The 16,710-nt window shown below is 68.1% G+C and carries 13 protein-coding genes; 5 read left to right on the top strand and 8 right to left on the bottom strand.

What is annotated here, in order from left to right; all coding sequences use genetic code 11:
- The first annotated feature begins 45 nt into the window (after nt 1-45).
- Nucleotides 46-1,029: an alpha/beta fold hydrolase gene (locus tag IEY21_RS12575; protein WP_188904697.1), complete on the top strand. Its 984-nt coding sequence runs from the start codon at nt 46-48 to the stop codon at nt 1,027-1,029.
- Between the two features lie 163 nt (nt 1,030-1,192).
- Here the strand turns inward: IEY21_RS12575 and leuS are convergent, their stop codons facing one another.
- Nucleotides 1,193-3,685 (bottom strand): leucine--tRNA ligase, encoded by a 2,493-nt coding sequence (leuS, locus tag IEY21_RS12570; RefSeq protein WP_188904696.1) that lies wholly within the window; start codon nt 3,683-3,685, stop codon nt 1,193-1,195.
- Between the two features lie 532 nt (nt 3,686-4,217).
- On the opposite strand from leuS, the gene IEY21_RS12565 reads away from it, so the two are divergent.
- From IEY21_RS12565 to IEY21_RS12555, 3 genes are all read left to right on the top strand, one after another.
- Nucleotides 4,218-5,477 carry an ABC transporter substrate-binding protein gene (locus IEY21_RS12565; protein ID WP_188904695.1) on the top strand — a complete coding sequence of 420 codons (1,260 nt, stop codon included), beginning with the start codon at nt 4,218-4,220 and terminating at the stop codon, nt 5,475-5,477.
- A gap of 260 nt (nt 5,478-5,737) precedes the next feature.
- Nucleotides 5,738-6,688, top strand: coding sequence for a carbohydrate ABC transporter permease (locus IEY21_RS12560; protein WP_188904694.1), 951 nt, complete (start codon nt 5,738-5,740; stop codon nt 6,686-6,688).
- A 16-nt stretch (nt 6,689-6,704) separates the two neighbouring features.
- Nucleotides 6,705-7,556 (top strand): carbohydrate ABC transporter permease, encoded by an 852-nt coding sequence (locus tag IEY21_RS12555; RefSeq protein WP_188904693.1) that lies wholly within the window; start codon nt 6,705-6,707, stop codon nt 7,554-7,556.
- 104 nt (nt 7,557-7,660) lie between these two features.
- Here the strand turns inward: IEY21_RS12555 and IEY21_RS12550 are convergent, their stop codons facing one another.
- Nucleotides 7,661-8,080, bottom strand: a complete 420-nt coding sequence (locus IEY21_RS12550; protein WP_188904692.1) for a hypothetical protein — start codon at nt 8,078-8,080, stop codon at nt 7,661-7,663.
- Between the two features lie 88 nt (nt 8,081-8,168).
- On the opposite strand from IEY21_RS12550, the gene IEY21_RS12545 reads away from it, so the two are divergent.
- The gene (locus tag IEY21_RS12545) at nt 8,169-9,368 is read left to right on the top strand and encodes a lipid-A-disaccharide synthase-related protein (RefSeq protein ID WP_229753076.1); all 1,200 of its coding nucleotides are present in this window, start codon (nt 8,169-8,171) and stop codon (nt 9,366-9,368) included.
- A gap of 31 nt (nt 9,369-9,399) precedes the next feature.
- Here IEY21_RS12545 and IEY21_RS12540 read toward each other — a convergent pair whose 3' ends face one another.
- The 6 genes from IEY21_RS12540 to IEY21_RS12515 all read right to left on the bottom strand — a co-directional run bounded on the left by IEY21_RS12540 (nt 9,400) and on the right by IEY21_RS12515 (nt 16,641).
- Nucleotides 9,400-9,690, bottom strand: coding sequence for an M-like protein (locus IEY21_RS12540; protein WP_229753075.1), 291 nt, complete (start codon nt 9,688-9,690; stop codon nt 9,400-9,402).
- 76 nt (nt 9,691-9,766) lie between these two features.
- The gene (locus IEY21_RS12535) at nt 9,767-10,888 is read right to left on the bottom strand and encodes a DUF58 domain-containing protein (protein WP_188904690.1); all 1,122 of its coding nucleotides are present in this window, start codon (nt 10,886-10,888) and stop codon (nt 9,767-9,769) included.
- 7 nt (nt 10,889-10,895) lie between these two features.
- Nucleotides 10,896-11,918, bottom strand: a complete 1,023-nt coding sequence (locus IEY21_RS12530; RefSeq protein WP_188904689.1) for an AAA family ATPase — start codon at nt 11,916-11,918, stop codon at nt 10,896-10,898.
- A complete protein-coding gene (locus IEY21_RS12525) occupies nt 11,915-13,423 on the bottom strand; it encodes a DUF4129 domain-containing protein (protein WP_188904688.1) in 1,509 nt (502 codons plus the stop codon). The genes IEY21_RS12530 and IEY21_RS12525 overlap by 4 nt, the downstream gene beginning before the upstream one ends.
- 93 nt (nt 13,424-13,516) lie before the next feature.
- On the bottom strand, nt 13,517-15,157 hold the full coding sequence (gene rpoD / locus IEY21_RS12520; RefSeq protein ID WP_268237800.1) for an RNA polymerase sigma factor RpoD: 1,641 nt from the start codon (nt 15,155-15,157) through the stop codon (nt 13,517-13,519).
- 302 nt (nt 15,158-15,459) lie between these two features.
- Entirely contained in the window at nt 15,460-16,641 is a 1,182-nt protein-coding gene (locus tag IEY21_RS12515) for a class I SAM-dependent methyltransferase (RefSeq protein ID WP_188904687.1), read from the bottom strand.
- Between the last annotated feature and the right edge of the window lie 69 nt (nt 16,642-16,710).

Genomic DNA, 16,710 nt, shown 5'->3' with positions numbered 1-16,710 from the left:
CGCCTTCAACAGACACTCCGGGCTCTTAGAGATCAGGATTACATTATGAAGCCCCTTCAGAAGACCGCTGTTCTCGTTGTCCTCGCGGGTGCCCTGATTGCCGGACTGGCGGCCTGTGCTCCACGAACCACCACCGCGCCGGTGCCGGACGCCCGGGCCACCACTGATCTGCGCCCCGCCCTGAGCGGCGAACGCCGGTATCTGGACCTGCCGGGTTTTGGGCAGGTTGCGTACTACGCCGATCCACGCGGGCAGGGCCGCCCCCTGGTGCTGACCCCGAGCATCAACGCCGCTGCCAGCGCCTACGAGATGAAGCCGCTGTGGGACGCCTACGTGGGCACCCGCCCGGTCTATGCGCTGGAATGGCCCGGCTTTGGCAGCAGCGCCCGCCCCGACACCCGCTACACCCCCGAGCTGATGACCCGCGCCCTGAGCGCCCTGGTCGCCCAGATCGGCGCGGACGTGGACGTGGTGGGCCTGAGCCTGGGCAGCGAATTTGCCGCCCGCGCCGCCCTGGGTGAGCCGCGCATCCGCAGTCTGGCGCTGATCAGCCCCACCGGCCTGGGTCAGCCGCGCGGCGGCAGCCAGGAAGCGGGCGCCGAGGACGGCGGACAGACGCTGTACAACCGCCTGAACGCCGTCAGCACGCCGCTGTACGCCGCCCTGCGCACCCGCCCGAGCATCGAATACTTCCTGAGCCGCTCGTTCCGGGGTCCGGTGGACGGCGGGCTGGTGAATTATTCGCTGGAAACGACCCGCCAGCCCGGTGCGAAATATGCTCCGGTGTACTTCATCAGCGGCCAACTGTTCTCCAACGATGCCTACAGCCTCCTGTACAGCAAGCTGGGCATCTCGGTGGTCGTGCTGTATGACCAGGACGCCTTTGTGAGCTTTGACCGCCTGCAGCAGTTCGCGCAGCAGCCGGGCGTGCGCGCCGTGCGGATAGAGGGCACCGACGGCCTGCCCCATTTCGAGAAGATGCCCGAGGTCAAGGCGGCGCTGGACGCCTTCTGGGCGGGTCAGAATTGACCGCAACAGCCGTCTGGTACATCTTCCACACCCAGACAGACGTCACGGACAGACAAGCCGACTTCTCCCCATAACCGAAACGGTTTCGGGTTCCACAGAAAAACCAGGCAGAGGGGCGTATGGATCACATGATCCGCACGCCCCTCTGCTCCATCTCGAATACCTACTTCACAACGATATTGATGATCCGCCCCGGCACGTAGATCTCCTTGACCACTGCTTTGCCCTCGATAAAGCGGGCCACGTCCGGCTCGGCGCGGGCGGCGGCCAGGGCCTCCTCCTGGGTGGCGGTCTTGGAAATGCTGACCTGACCGCGCACCTTCCCGCTGACCTGCACGCCGATGGTCACGGTGTCGCGGGTGGCCGCAGCGTCGTCCACCACCGGCCAGGATTGCACATGCACGCTGCCGCTCTGCCCCCGCTCATGCCAGATTTCCTCGGCGATGTGGGGCACGACTGGGGCCAGCATCCGGTTGAAGATGTCCAGCGCCTCATTCCATTCGGGCGTACCGAACGCGGGCGAGCGCCGGGCACGGACCAGGGTATTGGTCAACTCCATCAGCGCGGCCACGATGGTGTTGAAGCTCAGCCGGTCAAAGTCACCGGTCACCTTCTTCAGGGTGCTGTGAACCGCGTAGCGCAGGTCTGCTGCCGTCACAGCCTCGTCGGGTCCCGCCGTGCGTTCGCCGAAGAACAGGGTCCACACGCGGCTCAGCCACTTGGCAGGACCGTTGATGCCCTGCGGGTCCCAGGGACCGCCCAGCTCCCACGGCGCAATGAACATCAGGTAGGTGCGCACCGTATCCACGCCGTACTCGCGCACCAGATCGTCGGGGTCAGCGACGTTGCCACGCGACTTGCTCATCTTCTCGTTGTCCTCACCCAGGATCATGCCCTGGTTTCTCAGCCACGCGAAGGGCTCGTTCTGGGCAGTCAGGCCCATGTCGCGCATCACCTTGGTCCAGAAGCGGCTGTACAGCAGGTGCAAGATGGCGTGCTCGATGCCCCCGGTGTACAGGTCCACGGGCAACAGATTCGCCTTGTCCGGGTCGAAGGGATGCTGATCGTGGTGCGGCGACAGGAAGCGGTACATGTACCAGCTGCTGTCCACAAAGGTGTCCATGGTGTCGGTATCGCGCTCGGCGGGACCGCCGCAGACCGGGCAGGTGGTCTGCACCCACTCGCGGTCCAATTTCAGCGGACTCTGGCCGGTGGGCGTGAATTCGACGTTCTCGGGCAGGCGCACCGGCAACTGGTCGGCCGGAACCGGCTGCGCGCCGTGTTCCGGGCAGTACACGATGGGAATGGGCGTACCCCAGTAACGCTGGCGGCTCACCAACCAGTCGCGCAGACGGTAGGTCGTCCGGGCCTTCGCGACCCCCTGGGCTTCCAGCTTCTCGATCACGGTGGCGATGCTCGCCTTGCCGCCGGGCAGACCATCGAACTCGCCGCTGTTCACGATCACGCCGGGGCCGCTGTAGGCTCCCTCCGCGTCCGCGCCCATCGGCTCCCCGTCCTCGGGGCGGATGACCTCCGTGATCTCCAGCCCGAACTTGCGGGCAAAGGCGAAGTCGCGCTCGTCGTGGGCAGGGACGGCCATGATGCTGCCGGTGCCGTAGGTGACCAGCACGTAATCCGCGACCCAGATGGGCAGCTGGTGGCCGCTGACCGGGTGGGTCGCGAAGCTGCCCGTGAAGACCCCGGTCTTCTCGCCCACGTCCTGCTGCCGTTCTACATCGGTCTTGCGGCCCGCCGCCGCCACATACGCCTCGACCGCTCCGCGCTGCTCGTCGGTGGTCAGGGCCTCCACCTTGGCGTGTTCGGGGGCCAGCACCAGAAAGGTCGCGCCCATCACGGTATCGGGGCGGGTGGTAAAGACCGTCTCGGGTCCGGCGGGCGTATCAAAGACGATCTCGGCACCCACCGACTTGCCGATCCAGTTGGTCTGCATCAGGCGTACGCGCTCGGGCATGTCGGTTTCCGAGAAATCCAGCAGTTCCTCGGCGTAGTCGGTGATCTTCAGGTACCACTGGCTCAGGTTGCGCCGCTCCACGGGCGTGCCGCAGCGCTCGCACGCACCGTCCACCACCTGTTCGTTGGCCAGGACGGTCTGGTCCTTAGGGCACCAGTTAACCAGCCCGCCCTTCTTGTAGGCCAGCCCCCGCCGGAAGAATTCGGTAAAGAACCACTGGTTCCAGCGGTAGTATTCCGGGTCACAGGTGGCGAACTGACGGCTCCAGTCGATCATGGTGCCCATGCGCCGGAACTGCTCGGTCATGGACGCAATATTGCTGTAGGTCCATTTTGCGGGGTTCACGTTGTTCTTGATGGCCGCGTTCTCGGCAGGCAACCCAAAGGCGTCGAAGCCCATGGGAAACAGCACGTTGTGGCCGCGCATACGCATCCAGCGGGCGCGGGCGTCCGGCGCGACGTTGGCATACCAGTGCCCCATGTGCAGGTTGCCGCTCGGGTACGGAAACATGGTCAGCGCATAGAACTTCTCGCCGGGCGCGTTCTCGTCGAAGCGGTACAGGCCCGCCTCCTCCCAGCGCTCCTGCCATTTAGATTCCAGGGCGTGCGGGTTGTAGCGCTCGGCACGCGGTTCCTGAATGCTGGGGGCAACGTTGGGGACAGCTTGGTCATCGGTCTGGGTCATGGGGCAGGCTCCTTGAAGGCGAAACTTGAAAGCACGAAAAGGCAAAAGCAGAGATCAAAAAAACGCCCCGGCCAGACACAGCCGGGGACGCGCGGACAGGCCTGATGGGCTAGTCGCGGGGTCCCCGAAGGTCAAGTGCAGAGCGGATCATGACGGGTATTGTAGCGGAATTGGCAGGGTGGGGCCAGCGGCCCAGCACGCCCAAATGCAGCGTAACAAGCAGGGCCTCCCCCTGTCTCAACTGCCTCAAAGTGTGGACCACCCCCGGAGAAGCTCTGGTCCACAACAGTGATCTGTCTCGGAGACCGGATTCTCCGTGCTGCAAGTTGGATCAGAAGGATTTTTGCTGCCTTGCCCGTCCATTTTCTGAGCGAGAAGGACGGGCCTGAATCTGACTGGAAATGAGTAAGTTCACATTGACACCTGTAAATGAGGGGTGTAGCCTTCCAGAACATCAACGAAGTATTTGTGGAACCGCTTCCGAGGGGAAGTGGTAGGCCGGAGCGTGTTCGGTATCCACACAGGAGGATGCATGAAGAAAGCCATTGCACTTTTCAGCCTTACTGCCGCCATCGCGGCGTCCAGCCAGGCCGGAGCCGTTCAGGTCACCCTGGCCTGCGGAACCGTCGGCCAGGAGTTGCAGCTGTGCAAGGACGGCGCGGCGCGCTGGGCCAAGAAGACCGGCAACACCGTCAAAATCTTCGAGAGCCCCAACCTGACCAACGACCGTCTGGGCCTGTACCAGCAGCAGCTGGCCGCCAAGAGCGACGCGATTGACGTCTACCAGCTCGATATCATCTGGCCCGGCCTGCTTGCACAGCACTTCGTGGATCTGAAGGGCAAGGTACCGGCGGCAGAAGTCAACGCGCACTTCAAGGGCATCATCGACGCTGATACCGTGGACGGCAAGCTGGTGGCACTGCCGTGGTTTACCGACGCGGGCCTGCTGTACTACCGCACCGACCTGCTCAAGAAGTACGGTTACAACGCTGCGCCCAAGACCTGGACCGAGCTGGCCACCATGGCCAAGAAGATTCAGGACGGCGAGAAAAAAGCCAACAGCACCTTTACCGGCTTCGTGTGGCAGGGCAAGAACTACGAGGGCCTGACCTGTGACGCGCTGGAATGGCTGGTGTCTTTCGGCGGCGGCACCATCGTCGACAACACCGGCAAGATCACGGTGAACAACCCCAACGCTGCCAAGGCCATCGACACCGCCGCCAGCTGGGTCAAGTCGATCAGCCCCGCCGGCGTCACCACCTACGGCGAGGAAGAAGCGCGCGGCATCTTCCAGTCGGGCAACGCGGCCTTCATGCGCAACTGGCCCTACGCCTGGGCCCTGGGCCAGAGCCCCGACAGCAAGGTCAAGGGCAAGATCGGCGTGGCCCCGCTGCCCAGCGGCGGCAACGGCAACGCCGCGACCCTGGGCGGCTGGAACCTGGGCGTGAGCATGTACTCCAAGAACCAGGCCGCCGCGATTGACCTCGTGCGCTACCTGACCGGCGCCGAAGAGCAGAAGATCCGTGCGGTGGAGGCGGCCTACAACCCCACCCGCCCGGCCCTGTACAAGGACCAGGCCGTCCTGAAGGCCAACCCCTTCTTCGGTAGCCTGCTGGACGTGTTCACCAGCGCAGTCGCCCGTCCGTCCGGCCCCACCAAGCTGAAGTACAACCAGGTCTCGCAGGCCTTCAGCGGCGCGGTCAGCGACGTGCTGAACGGCAAGAGCACCGGCACGGCCGCCGTCAAGAAGCTGGAAACCGACCTCGCACGCATCAAGGGACGCGGCTGGTAAGCGTTCACTGTTCAGCCGCTGCGCGTCAGCGGCCTGGGGGACGCCCGCTCACAGGGGTGTCCCCCTTCTTTTCGGCCCGGTCCGCAGAGCGGCGGCACCGGCCGGGCAGAGCACCGGGCAATTTGCAGAAGATTTCACAAAATCGCGATCGCCCCTGTAAGCTAAAGGCTCCACTTCCCCGACGGGCACGCTTTTCCCATGACCGGGAGCCCCCCTGCTCAGGGACCTTTCTATTTTCAGGGACAAGGAGGCCGTAAGCCATGACTGTAAACGCCCCCGCCAAGCCTCCAACTGCCCCACCCGCACCCAAGCAAAAAAGGGTGCGCGGCATCGAGGGTGCCCGCGCGTGGCAGGCCTTCTGGCTGCTGCTGCCCACCCTGATCGCCATTGCGCTGGTGGCCGGATTTCCGCTGTACCGAACCATCTTCTTCTCGGTTCAGGAAGCCAACCTGACCACGCCGGGTCAGGCGACCTACGTGGGCCTGCAGAACTTCTGGTTCACCACCGCCGAGGGCATCGGCCTGGGTTTCTTGCAAGATCCGCAGTGGTGGCAGGCCGTGCGCAACACCCTGACCTTCACAGTGGTCTCGGTGTTCTTGGAGACGGTGTTCGGCATGATCGTGGCCCTGGTCGTGAACAGCGCGTTCCGGGGCCGCGCCTTTTTGCGCACGGCCATGCTGGTGCCGTGGGCCATTCCCACGGTGGTCTCGGCACAGATGTGGGCCTACATGTACAACGACTCGTTCGGCCTGATCGGTCAGGGGGTGCTGGGAGGACAGGCGCTGCTCGCCGATCCCTCATCGGCCATCTGGGCGCTGATCGCCGTGGACGTGTGGAAGACCACCTCGTTCATGGCCCTGCTGATTCTGGCGGGTCTGCAAAGCCTGCCGGGCGACATGTACGAGGCCGCCGACATGGACGGCGCGTCCAAGTGGACCCAGTTCTGGCGGCTGACCCTGCCGCTGCTGCGGCCCGCGCTGCTGGTGGCGCTGGTCTTCCGCAGCCTGGACGCCCTGCGCGTCTTCGACATTATGTACGTGATGCTGGGGGCCAACGACGCCGCCAGCACCAGCATGACCGGCTACGCCCGTCAGCAGCTGATCGATAACCAGCTGCTCGGTGTGGGCAGCGCCGTATCGGTGGCCATCTTCATCATCATCATGGCGATCGTGGTGGCCTACGTCACCGCCTTCCGCGTGAAGTTCGACTGAGGGGAGGAGACGGGATATGAACCTGAAACGCACCAATCCGAGCCTGTTTTACCTTCAGCGCACGCTGTTCTACGTCCTGGTGATCGTGATCGCCGCCTACTTGCTGTTTCCCTTCTTCTGGGCCGTGCTGACCAGCTTCCGACGCGCCACCGACCTGTTCCTGCCGCCGCTGCAGTTCATCGGGGCACCCACCACCATCGACAACTACATTCAGGTGTTCGGCAACCCCAGCTTCCGCCGGGGCCTGCTGTACAGCCTGATCGTGGCGGTGGGGGCAGTGGCCGTCAGCTTGCTGTTCGGTTCGTTCGCCGCCTACGCGCTGGGACGCTTCCGCTTCCGGGGCAAGCAGTTCATCATGTACGTCATCCTGGCCGTCAGCGTCTTTCCTCAGATTGCCGTGCTCGGCGGCCTGTTCACGCTGATCACCCGCTTCGGCCTGTTCGACAATCCGCTGGGCCTGATGGTCTCGTACCTGATCTTTACCATTCCATTTACCGTGTGGGTGCTCACCTCCTTCGTGCGGGACATTCCCGGCGAGCTGGAGGAGGCCGCCCTCGTGGACGGCGCCTCGCCGCTGCAGACGCTGTTCCGGGTGCTGTTCCCGGTGATGATGCCCGCGCTGGTCACGACCGGCCTGCTCGCGTTCATCAACGCCTGGAACGAGTACCTGTTCGCCTTGACCTTCATGAGCACCAACCGCACCGTGCCGGTCGTGATCGCCAACTACTCGGGCGCGTCGCAGTATGACCAGCCGTGGGGACCGATCATGGCGGCGAGCATCGTGGTGACCATTCCGCTGATTACCCTGGTGCTGATCTTCCAGCGCAACATCGTCTCCGGCCTGACCGCAGGGGCCGTCAAGGGCTAATCCCCCTACCTGCCCGCACAGGTCGCCGTCTCCCGCTTGACCGGGAGGCGGTTTTTCGTGGCTTCATTCTGGCCCGGCGTGCCGCGCACCGGGGGCCACCGCTTTCAGTTCAGCGGTCTGGCGCTTTCCTGGCCGGTGCCGGCGTAGGTGTCGGCCACGTCGCGCAGCATCCGGCGGGCCAGGGCGATCAGCTCATCCTCGCCCACCGTCTCCAGCTCAAAGCTGCCGCCCTCGCCGTACTCGCCCTGAAATGCGCCGGCCACGCGGCGCACCCGCACCAGTACCTCGCACAGACCAAGCCGCATCCAGGCTGCATGAAAGCCGCCCGCCGGCACCGGACGCAACCGGTTGGCCGGGTCCGGCGTGAATTCCAGCGTCACGTTGTTCAGCGGCAGTCCCGGTCCGCTGGCGGCGCGCAGCGCGTGGTACAGCGCGTTCAGGAAGGCCTCGCAGGCCCGGCCCTCCGCCTGACGCTCGTGGGCGTGGCGACGGACAGCCGCCTGAAGGGCGTCGAATTCGCTCATGTGGTACCTGGGCAGACCATGCTGCACCATTCGTACCATGCAGGGACGCCGCGCACGCCCAGGCGGCGTTCACGTTATCCTGCGGCCCGTGACGCCTGCGCCCGTATTGTTTCTCTCCAACGGCACGGCGGAAGATCTGATCGGAGCGCGGCTGGCCGGGCTGCACGCGGGTCCGGTCCACTACGCACCGTTGGTGGGCGAGGGTCAGGCCTACGGGCGGGTACCGGGTGCGCGGCGGGTCGGGCGGGTGCTGCGGCTGCCCAGCGGAGGCTTTCCCTTTGGCAGCCTGCGCAGCCTGCGCGCCGACCTGAGGGCCGGCCTAATCCGGGACTCGCTGGGCCAGTGGACCGACGCGGTGCGCGCGGCGCGCGGCGCGGGCGCAGTGGTGGTCGTAGGGGATGCCTACGCGCTGATGGTAGGTACGCTGGCGGCGCGGCGGGCAGGCACGGCCCTGATTCACGTGCAGCCGCTGCTGAGCGCCCACTATCTGGACGGCCTGGGGGTCGTCGGGGCCCTGCGGGAACTCAACGCCCTGGGAGCCAACCTGCCGATGCCCTATGAGCTGCGGCTCGCCCGCTCCGCCGACGCGGTGTTCGTGCGCGACGCGGCCACCGAGCGGTACTACCGCCGGCGCGGCGTGGCGGCCCGCTTCGCCGGCAGTTTTGCGATGGACGTGCTGCCCGCCCCCGAGCGCCCGCTGAGTGTTCCCTCCGGCCGCCCGGTTCTGGCGCTGCTGCCCGGTTCCCGTGAGGACCACCGCGAGAGCCTGCCCGTGATGCTGCGGGTGGCCGCACGGCTGCCGGACGTGACCGCCCTGGTGGCCTGGCCGCACGGCTGGGAGGCCGTCACGTTGCCGGATGGGTGGACCCTGCACATTCAGGGGGAAAGCGAAGCGTGGGCCACCGGAGAGGGAGCCCACGTACGAATGCTGCGCGGCGCCTTCGGTGCGGTGGCGCGGGCAGCGGACGCGGCGCTGGGGACGTCCGGCACCGCCAGCGAACAGCTTGCCGGACTGGGCATCCCGGTCGTTGCCTTTGCCACCACCGGACCGCAGTACACGGCAGGGTTCGCCCGCCGTCAGGGCCGGCTGCTGGGTGAGGCCCTGCGCGTGCTGTCCCCGGACCCACAGGCTCTGGCGCGGGGCGTTCAGGAGGTTCTGGAAGGCGGGGCAGTACGGGCACGGGCCGCCGCGACCGGTCTGAACCGCATTGGCCCGGCAGGCGCTCTGCCCGTGATCGCTGCGGAAATCCGGCGGCACGCGGGCAGCGGCAACATGCGGTCAAGCTGACCGCACCCCCCTTCAGGCAGTCACGGCAAGCCTACTTCCGGTTCGCGTCTCCCATGTTGGTGCTGGGCGGATCGCTCGCGTCCATGGTCTCCTCGACGGCGACATCCTGTTTGTCCATGCCGTGCTCACGGTACTCGCCGGATTCATGGCTGCTCGCCTTGACCTCGGCGTCAATCTCCTCGCGGGCGCTGTGGCGGCCCATGAACTGCAATTCCACATTGGTGATCTTGTGGTCCTTCTGGTCGGCACCGGAGTGCTCGGTCTGGGGCTGGTCGGCCTGAGGTCCAACCGGACCAGTGCGGTGGTCGTCATCTGGGGTCATGCCCTACGCTACCAAGCGGGTCTGAGAGCCGATCTGTGCGCTTTCTTCATGCAAAGCAGGGGAAGCCGGGCCATGTTCAGCCCCCCAGCCGCAGCACACTCTGGTTCCCGCGCAGCACGAACACCAGAATGCCCGCCCCGGCCAGCACGCCGGCCTGCTGCTCCAGCGCCCGCACCGCGTCGGGGGCGGCGACCCACTGACGGCGCGGCCGCTCACCGGGTTCCAGATAAAAGCCCTCGGGCATCGCCACCACGGCGACCCGGCTGGCGGTGGCCCGCGCCCGCATGGCTCCGGCGATCAGTGCGGGCGACGGCCGGGCGGTCAGGATGATCAGGTTGCCTCCGCTGCGCACGGGCGGAATCACGGGCGACGCCGCGTCCGGCTCCAGGCGGGCGAGCGCCAGCAAGGCCGCGTGCAGCGCCTCGGCGTGCCGGCCCGGGGCGGTCGCGCCCGCGTTGGTCGCCACCGAGACCGGCAGTTCGAGGGCCAGCGCCTCCTGCAGCAGGCTGGCGGCCAGGCGGGCGGCACTCTCGGCAAAGACCTCGCCACCGCCGCTGACATCCAGATACACGGTGACGCTGCTCGCGGCGGTTCGCTCGGGTTCGCGGACCGACAGGGTGCCGGTGCGCGCGCTGGAGCGCCAGTGGATGCGGCCCGGCGGATCTCCCGGCACGTAGTCGCGCACGCTCCTGAGGCTGATGGGGTCGTCTAGGCCCAGCTGGCGGCTCAGGGCCCCCTCGCTGAGCAGCGGGCGCAGCAACTCCGGCAGGCGCAGCCCATGCGTGGTTGGAAAGACCTCCAGATGGTGCGCTTCGCCCAGCGGCACGCTGCGCCAGAACAGGCCGAGGGGGTCGGCCCAGTGCAGGCGGGCGCCGGGCCACGGGTATACCCCCCGGCTGTTCAGGCTCAGAACGGTGCGCAGTTCGCGCGTCTCCTGCCCCAGCAGCTCACCGGCCAGCGCCGGCGCCGTATCGGGCACCACCGTGCGCGGCGGGGGGTCCTCCACCAGATACCGGACGGGCAGCCGGCTGCTCAGGTGCAGGCGCAGCGTCAGGGACAGGCGGGTGCCCTGAAAGCCGTTGGGCGGCACTTCCCGCGTCAGCAGGACCGTGGGCGGACGGCGGTAGGCCCACCACAGCCCGGCGGCGAGCAGCCCCACCACGGCCAGCCACAGCAGGGCCGTGAGCAGCCACGTCACCGCCCCTTCACCGCGTCCCGGCCAGCGGACCGGCGGCCGGGGCTCCCCTGTCCGGCCCTGTCTGCGCTGGCCCTTCCACTGATCCTTCTACCGGCACGGGCTCGGCCCGCAAAACCTCGCGCACGATCTCCTCGGCGCTCAGGCCCTGCAGCCTCGCCTCAATCTTCAGGCTCAGCCGGTGGGCCAGCACGCCCGGCGCCGCACGCTGCACGTCGTCGGGGGTGACGTAGGCCCGGTCCTCCATCCACGCCAGCGCCTGCGCGACCCCCTGCAGCGCCAGGCTGGCGCGCGGCCCGCCCCCCAGCGCCACGGCTCCGTGCGCGCGGGTACGCGCCACCAGCGAGGCGAGGTAGCGCCGCAGGTCCTCCGAGACATGGATGGTCTGCACGGCCTCGCGCGCTGCCAGCAACCCGGCGGGCGTGGCAACGGCGCCCAGCGCGTGAATCGGGTGTGCGCCCTGCAGGCGCGAGAGCATCTGCACCTCCTGCTCCAGCGTGGGATAGCCCACCGAGAGCCGCAGCAGAAAGCGGTCCAGCTGGGCCTCGGGCAGGCGGTAGGTGCCCTCGTTCTCGATGGGGTTCTGGGTGGCGACCACCACGAAGGGCTGCTCCAGCGGGCGGGTCACGCCGGATTCGGTGACCTGTCCCTCTCCCATCGCCTCCAGCAGCGCCGACTGGGTCTTGGGCGTGGCGCGGTTGATCTCGTCGGCGAGCAGCACGCCCGTGAAGATCGGTCCCGGCACGAACTCGAAGGTGCCGCTGGCCGGACGAAACACGCTGACGCCGGTCACGTCGCCCGGCAGCAGGTCCGGGGTGAACTGCACGCGGGTAAAGCCCAGGCCCAGGCTCAGGGCCAGCGCGCGGGCAAGCATGGTTTTGCCGGTGCCGGGAGCGTCTTCCAGCAGCACGTGGCCGCCGGCGAGCACGCCCGCCAGCGCCAGTCCAGAAACGGCTTCCTTGCCCACGAGCACGCGGGCGATGTTGTCGAGAATGGTGCGGGCAAAGGGTTGAGAGACGGCAGGTGGGGTCATGGAGTGTCCTTGTGGAGTGGGGAGTCGGGGGCATCATCCGGCGAGTGGTCCGGCAGATCGTGGGGCGGGGGCAGACCGGGCAGCACCCCGGCCAGCTCGCGCGCCGCGGCCTCGGCGTCGGCGGCGTCCTCATCGGTAACGCGCCCACCGTAACGCACCGGAGCGTAGGCACGGGTCAGCCGGTCCAGCGGGGCCGCCAGCGCCGGGTCGGCGGCGGAGAGCCGCGCGGCGTACCCGGCCGGAGTCTCGGCCGCCCCACGGGCGCGTCCATGCCCGCGCAACTCCGCCTCGGCCTGCCGGTAGGCGTGGCGCACCCGGTGCAGGGCGGGCTGAACGGCGGCGGCAGAGGCCGTTCCCGGCAGCAGTGAGGCTTCCCCGCTGTCCTGTTTCTCCCTGGGCTGAGTCCAGTTCAGCCAGACCAGCACCGCGGCCAGCGCGAACACCATCAGGAGACTGAGCCCCAGAACCGCCTGCGCGAACCCGCTGATGTCGATCTGCCGCCGCGCGGTGATGTTGCCGAGCAGTTCTCCCAGGGCATTGCCCCCACCAGCAGCGGGCTGCTGCGCCGTCCCCGAACCTCCGCCGTCGCCGCCGGACAGCAGCACACCTGCCGCCAGCCACAGCGCCCCGGTCAGCAGCAGGCTGGCCACCATCAGCAGCTCGACGAGATGGGGCCGGCGGCCTCCCTCCCGGCGAAACCGGAACATCAGCGCGCCGCCCGCCAGCAGCAACAGCAAGCCACCGAGCAACATCACGTCGAGGGGCAAGGAGATGGTGTTCATGGTGAGCTGAAACGGCAGTTGCACGCCGGGCACAGCCGGAGCGGCGGGAGACTGGGTCAGTTCTGGGGGCGGCGGAGCAGCGGGCGGACGGGTCTGAACGGCGGACGGCGGCGTCCCCGGCGTCCCCAGCGCCGCCCAGTCCACAGTCCAGCGCGGCAACAGCACGCTGAGCAGCACCGCAGCGGCCAGCGCCGCGCCCGCCACCCACCACACGCGGGGAGCCGGCGTCACGGGGCGGCCCCCCACTCGCTCGTCGCGGCCCCCGCCGGCCAGCACGCCGCCGGCCAGCGCCAGCAGCAGCCCCGGCTGAGGAGCGACCAGTCCGATCAGCAGCACCGGTCCCAGCGCCGCCCGGCTGCGCCGCCCCGCGTCGGTGATCCGGGTCGCCGACCAGCCCAGCGCCAGCACCACGAAGAACAGGGCGAGGTAGCGCAGCGCCAGCCCGATCAGCGCCCCCTGCCCCACGGCCAGCGCGGCCGGTACCGCCGCAGTCGCCACCCCGCCCACGATCAGCAGGCTCAGGAGCAGCCGGCCCTCCTCCCAGCGCGGCCAGCGCACCGCCACGCCGAACAGCCCGCACAGCAGCGCGGTGGCCCACCACGGCAGCCAGCCCGCCGCCGCCAGGGGCAGCAGCGCCAGCCCATAGGCCCGCCACGACACCTGTGAGGGAGCGTCCTGCGTCTGCGCCCCGTGGGCGCTCAAGGGTTCACCCTGCGCTGTCATGCTGCCGGAGAATACGCGTCCGGGCGGACCGGGGTTGCAAATATGAAAACCGCCCCGGCACACGGCGCGGGGCGGCAGGAATCATGAGAGGGCTCAGTCCAGGAAATCGCGCAGTTTGCGGGTGCGGCTTTCATGGTACTTGAGCTTGCGCAGCGCCTTGTTCTCGATCTGGCGGATGCGCTCGCGGGTGACGTTGAAGCGCTGCCCCACCTCTTCCAGGGTGTGCTCGCGGCCATCCACGAGGCCCTTGCGGAACTTCAGGACCATCGCCTCGCGCTCGGTGAGCTTGCTCAGGGCCTTTTCCAGCTCCTCGCTGAGCAGGGTCTTGGCAGCGTTGTCCACCGGGCTGTCGAGGTTGTCGTCGGGAATGAAGTCGCCGTAGAAGCTGTCCTTCTCATCGCCGATGGGCGTTTCCAGGCTCACCGGCTCCTGGCTGACCTTCTGGACTTCCTCGACCTTGTTGGCGTCCCAGCCGGGCCCCATCGCCTCGGCAATTTCCTCGTGGGTCGCCTCGCGCGAGAGTTCCTGCTGCAGCTGCCGCGCGGTGCGGGTCAGCTTGTTGATGGTCTCGACCATGTGCACTGGAATGCGGATGGTACGGGCCTGGTCGGCAATGGCGCGGTTGATGGCCTGCCGGATCCACCACGTGGCGTACGTGGAGAACTTGTAGCGGCGGCGGTACTCGAACTTCTCCACCGCGCGGATCAGCCCCTGGTTGCCCTCCTGAATCAGGTCCAGGAAGCCCAGGCCGCGGCCGGTGTACTTCTTGGCAATCGAGACCACCAGACGCAGGTTGGCCTCGATGAGGCCCTGACGCGCGGACGCGCCGTCCTCGGTCTGACGCATCAGGCGGCGGCGGCCCCGGTCGTCCACCTCCAGGTCCTCTTCCAGGATCTTGCGCGCCTCCTCGCCCTCCTCAATGCGGCGGGCCAGCGCGATCTCCTCTTCTAGGGTCAGCAGCGGCACCCGACCGATCTCGTGCAGGTACTGACGCACGGGGTCATTGCTGACCGCACGCGGCATGTCGTCAAAGTATTTTTCCTCGTCGTCGGGCTCGTTGGTGGCGCGGGCGGCCACCGGACCGTCCTCGGCCTCGGCGTCCTCGTCGGTCTCCTCCTCGTCCTCATCAACGTCCTGAACTTCGATGTTCTGGGCCGCCAGATACAGCTGCAGATCCTCGAAGGCGTCGGCGTTCTCCGGGTCGATGCCGTTGGCCTCCAGCGCGGTGCCCAGCGCGGTGGCGATGTCCTCGCTCGCCAGGATGCCCGCCGCCTTGCCGGACTTGAGCAGTTCCTGAATGCTGGGGTGCGCGTAGTACGGCTTGTCGGCGGCGCTGGACTTGGGCGAGGCGGCACTCTTGCCCGCCGCCTTGGGAGCGGCCTCGGGCTTCTTGGCCGCCTTGGCCGGAGCCTCGGAGGCAGAGGCCGGAGCAGGCTTGGCCGCCGCCTTCTTGGGCGCGGCCTTCTTGGCCGGAGCTGCGCTGGGCTGAGCCGCACCTTCCGCCGCCGATTCGGCCGTTTTCTTGGCGGCCGGGGCGGCCTTTTTGGCCGCCGGTTTCTTGGCGGCCGGCTTCTTGACCGCGCTGTCTGCGGCCGGGGCAGGCACCTTGGGGGCCGTTTCCTTTTTGGGTCCGCCTACGCGGGCCCGCTTCTTGGCGACTTCTGGGGTGCTGACCTCGGGGGCCAGGGTCTGCGGATCGGTGGTCTCGGGTGATACTTTGGTGGACTCTGCCATGCGGCCTCCTGCGGCAAGAGGATGGAAAAGGAAGTGGGGGGCGGCATCCGGGCCACGGAGATGGTGCCGGACACCTGAACGCGCCAGTGTAGCAAACGCATCCATGAGCATCCCTTCGGCTGCCCAGGTCGTCGTGTCCGGAAGTGGATCAAAGACTGTACCACACTTTGAAACGGCACTTTGAGACCACCATGGACAGGGGAGCTGGCGGGAAGGCGGCAGGTGGGGGCGGGCCGACACGGGTCAACAGCAGTGGGTACGAAGTCGGGCCGGTCAAAGTTCCCGGCCACCAACCTGTGGGCCTACGGCGTGCGGGTGGCTGCCAGCACCTTGAAGCCTCCCGCCCGGACCAGCTCGCGGACCGGCCCGATCTCGCGCAGGGGCGCCTCGTAGGGCAGCGGTTCGTTGGCGACGAGGTACAGTGTGCCGCCCGGCTTGAGGCGGCGGGCGGCGGCGGCGATGAACTCGTGGGCCACGTCCAGCATCACCCCGCGCCCGACGTGAAACGGCGGATTGGTCAGGATGCTGTCAAAGCAGCGTGTTTCCAGCGCGGCGTCCACGTCCGAGTGCAGCACCTCGCCGCTCAGGCCGCTGGCCTCCAGGGTCGCCTGGGCACTGCGGACACTTTGCAGGTCGCCGTCCACCAGCGTGACCTGCGCGCCCCGGCGGGCCGCCCACGCCCCGATCAGGCCCGCGCCGCAGCCCAGGTCGAGCACCCGCTGTCCAGACAGGTCCAGCGACTCCAGGGCGTCCAGCATCAGTGCCGTGGCCTTGTCCGGTTTGGCTGCGCTGAACACACCGGGCAGGCCGACCACCCGCACGCCGTAGGCCTCGTAGCCCTCGGGTTCGGGCAGCGGGGGGGTGGGTCCCGGGCGGCGAATCAGGCGGGCCACGCGCATGCCGCCGTCCCGGGCCACCGTCTCCCCTGACCCGAAGGCGGCGCCCGCCGCGCGCACGTAGCGGTCAAAGCCCTTGTCTCGGTCTCCGGCCAGATACAGCGTGCCGCCCGGCGGCGTCTGGGCGTGTGCCCACGCCACCTGCGCGAGCACATAGGCGTTGCCGCGGTCCCCGGCGAGGACCAGCGCCACCGTCCGCGCCCGCTCGGGCCAGCGCTCTGCCAGGCTGTCGCCGGGCGCGGCCGCCACCGGCTGCAGCCCGGCAGCCTCCAGCACGCTCAATGCCGCCGCCGATCCCTCCACCGCCCGCAACGTCACGCCGGGCAACGCGCCGAGCACGCCGCCCCCCGCGCTCAGGTCCAGCACCTCGCCGGTCACGCGGTCCTTTCTCAGGGTCACGGCGAGCAGTTCCTGGGCCGCGTCCACGCCAGGAAAGCCGCGCACGCCGGGCTTGGTCCGGGCCTGCAGGTCCTGCAGCCGCGGGGCCAAGCGGGCCGGACGAACCCCGAAATACTCTTCCACCGTTTCCCCGGCCGCCGGCGCGGGGGGGCGGGCAATTCTGATCTTCTGCTTCTTGCGACCCGTCACACCCCACCGTTTATCACATGCGGCTCCCGGGGCCACGCTCAACGCCAGATAAAGTCGCGCCCAATGTGG

This window comes from Deinococcus aerophilus (assembly GCF_014647075.1).
GTDB classification, from domain to species: Bacteria; Deinococcota; Deinococci; order Deinococcales; family Deinococcaceae; genus Deinococcus; species Deinococcus aerophilus.
The sequence above is the reverse complement of the archived record's forward strand: the minus strand, read 5'-3'. Positions and strand labels throughout refer to the sequence as shown.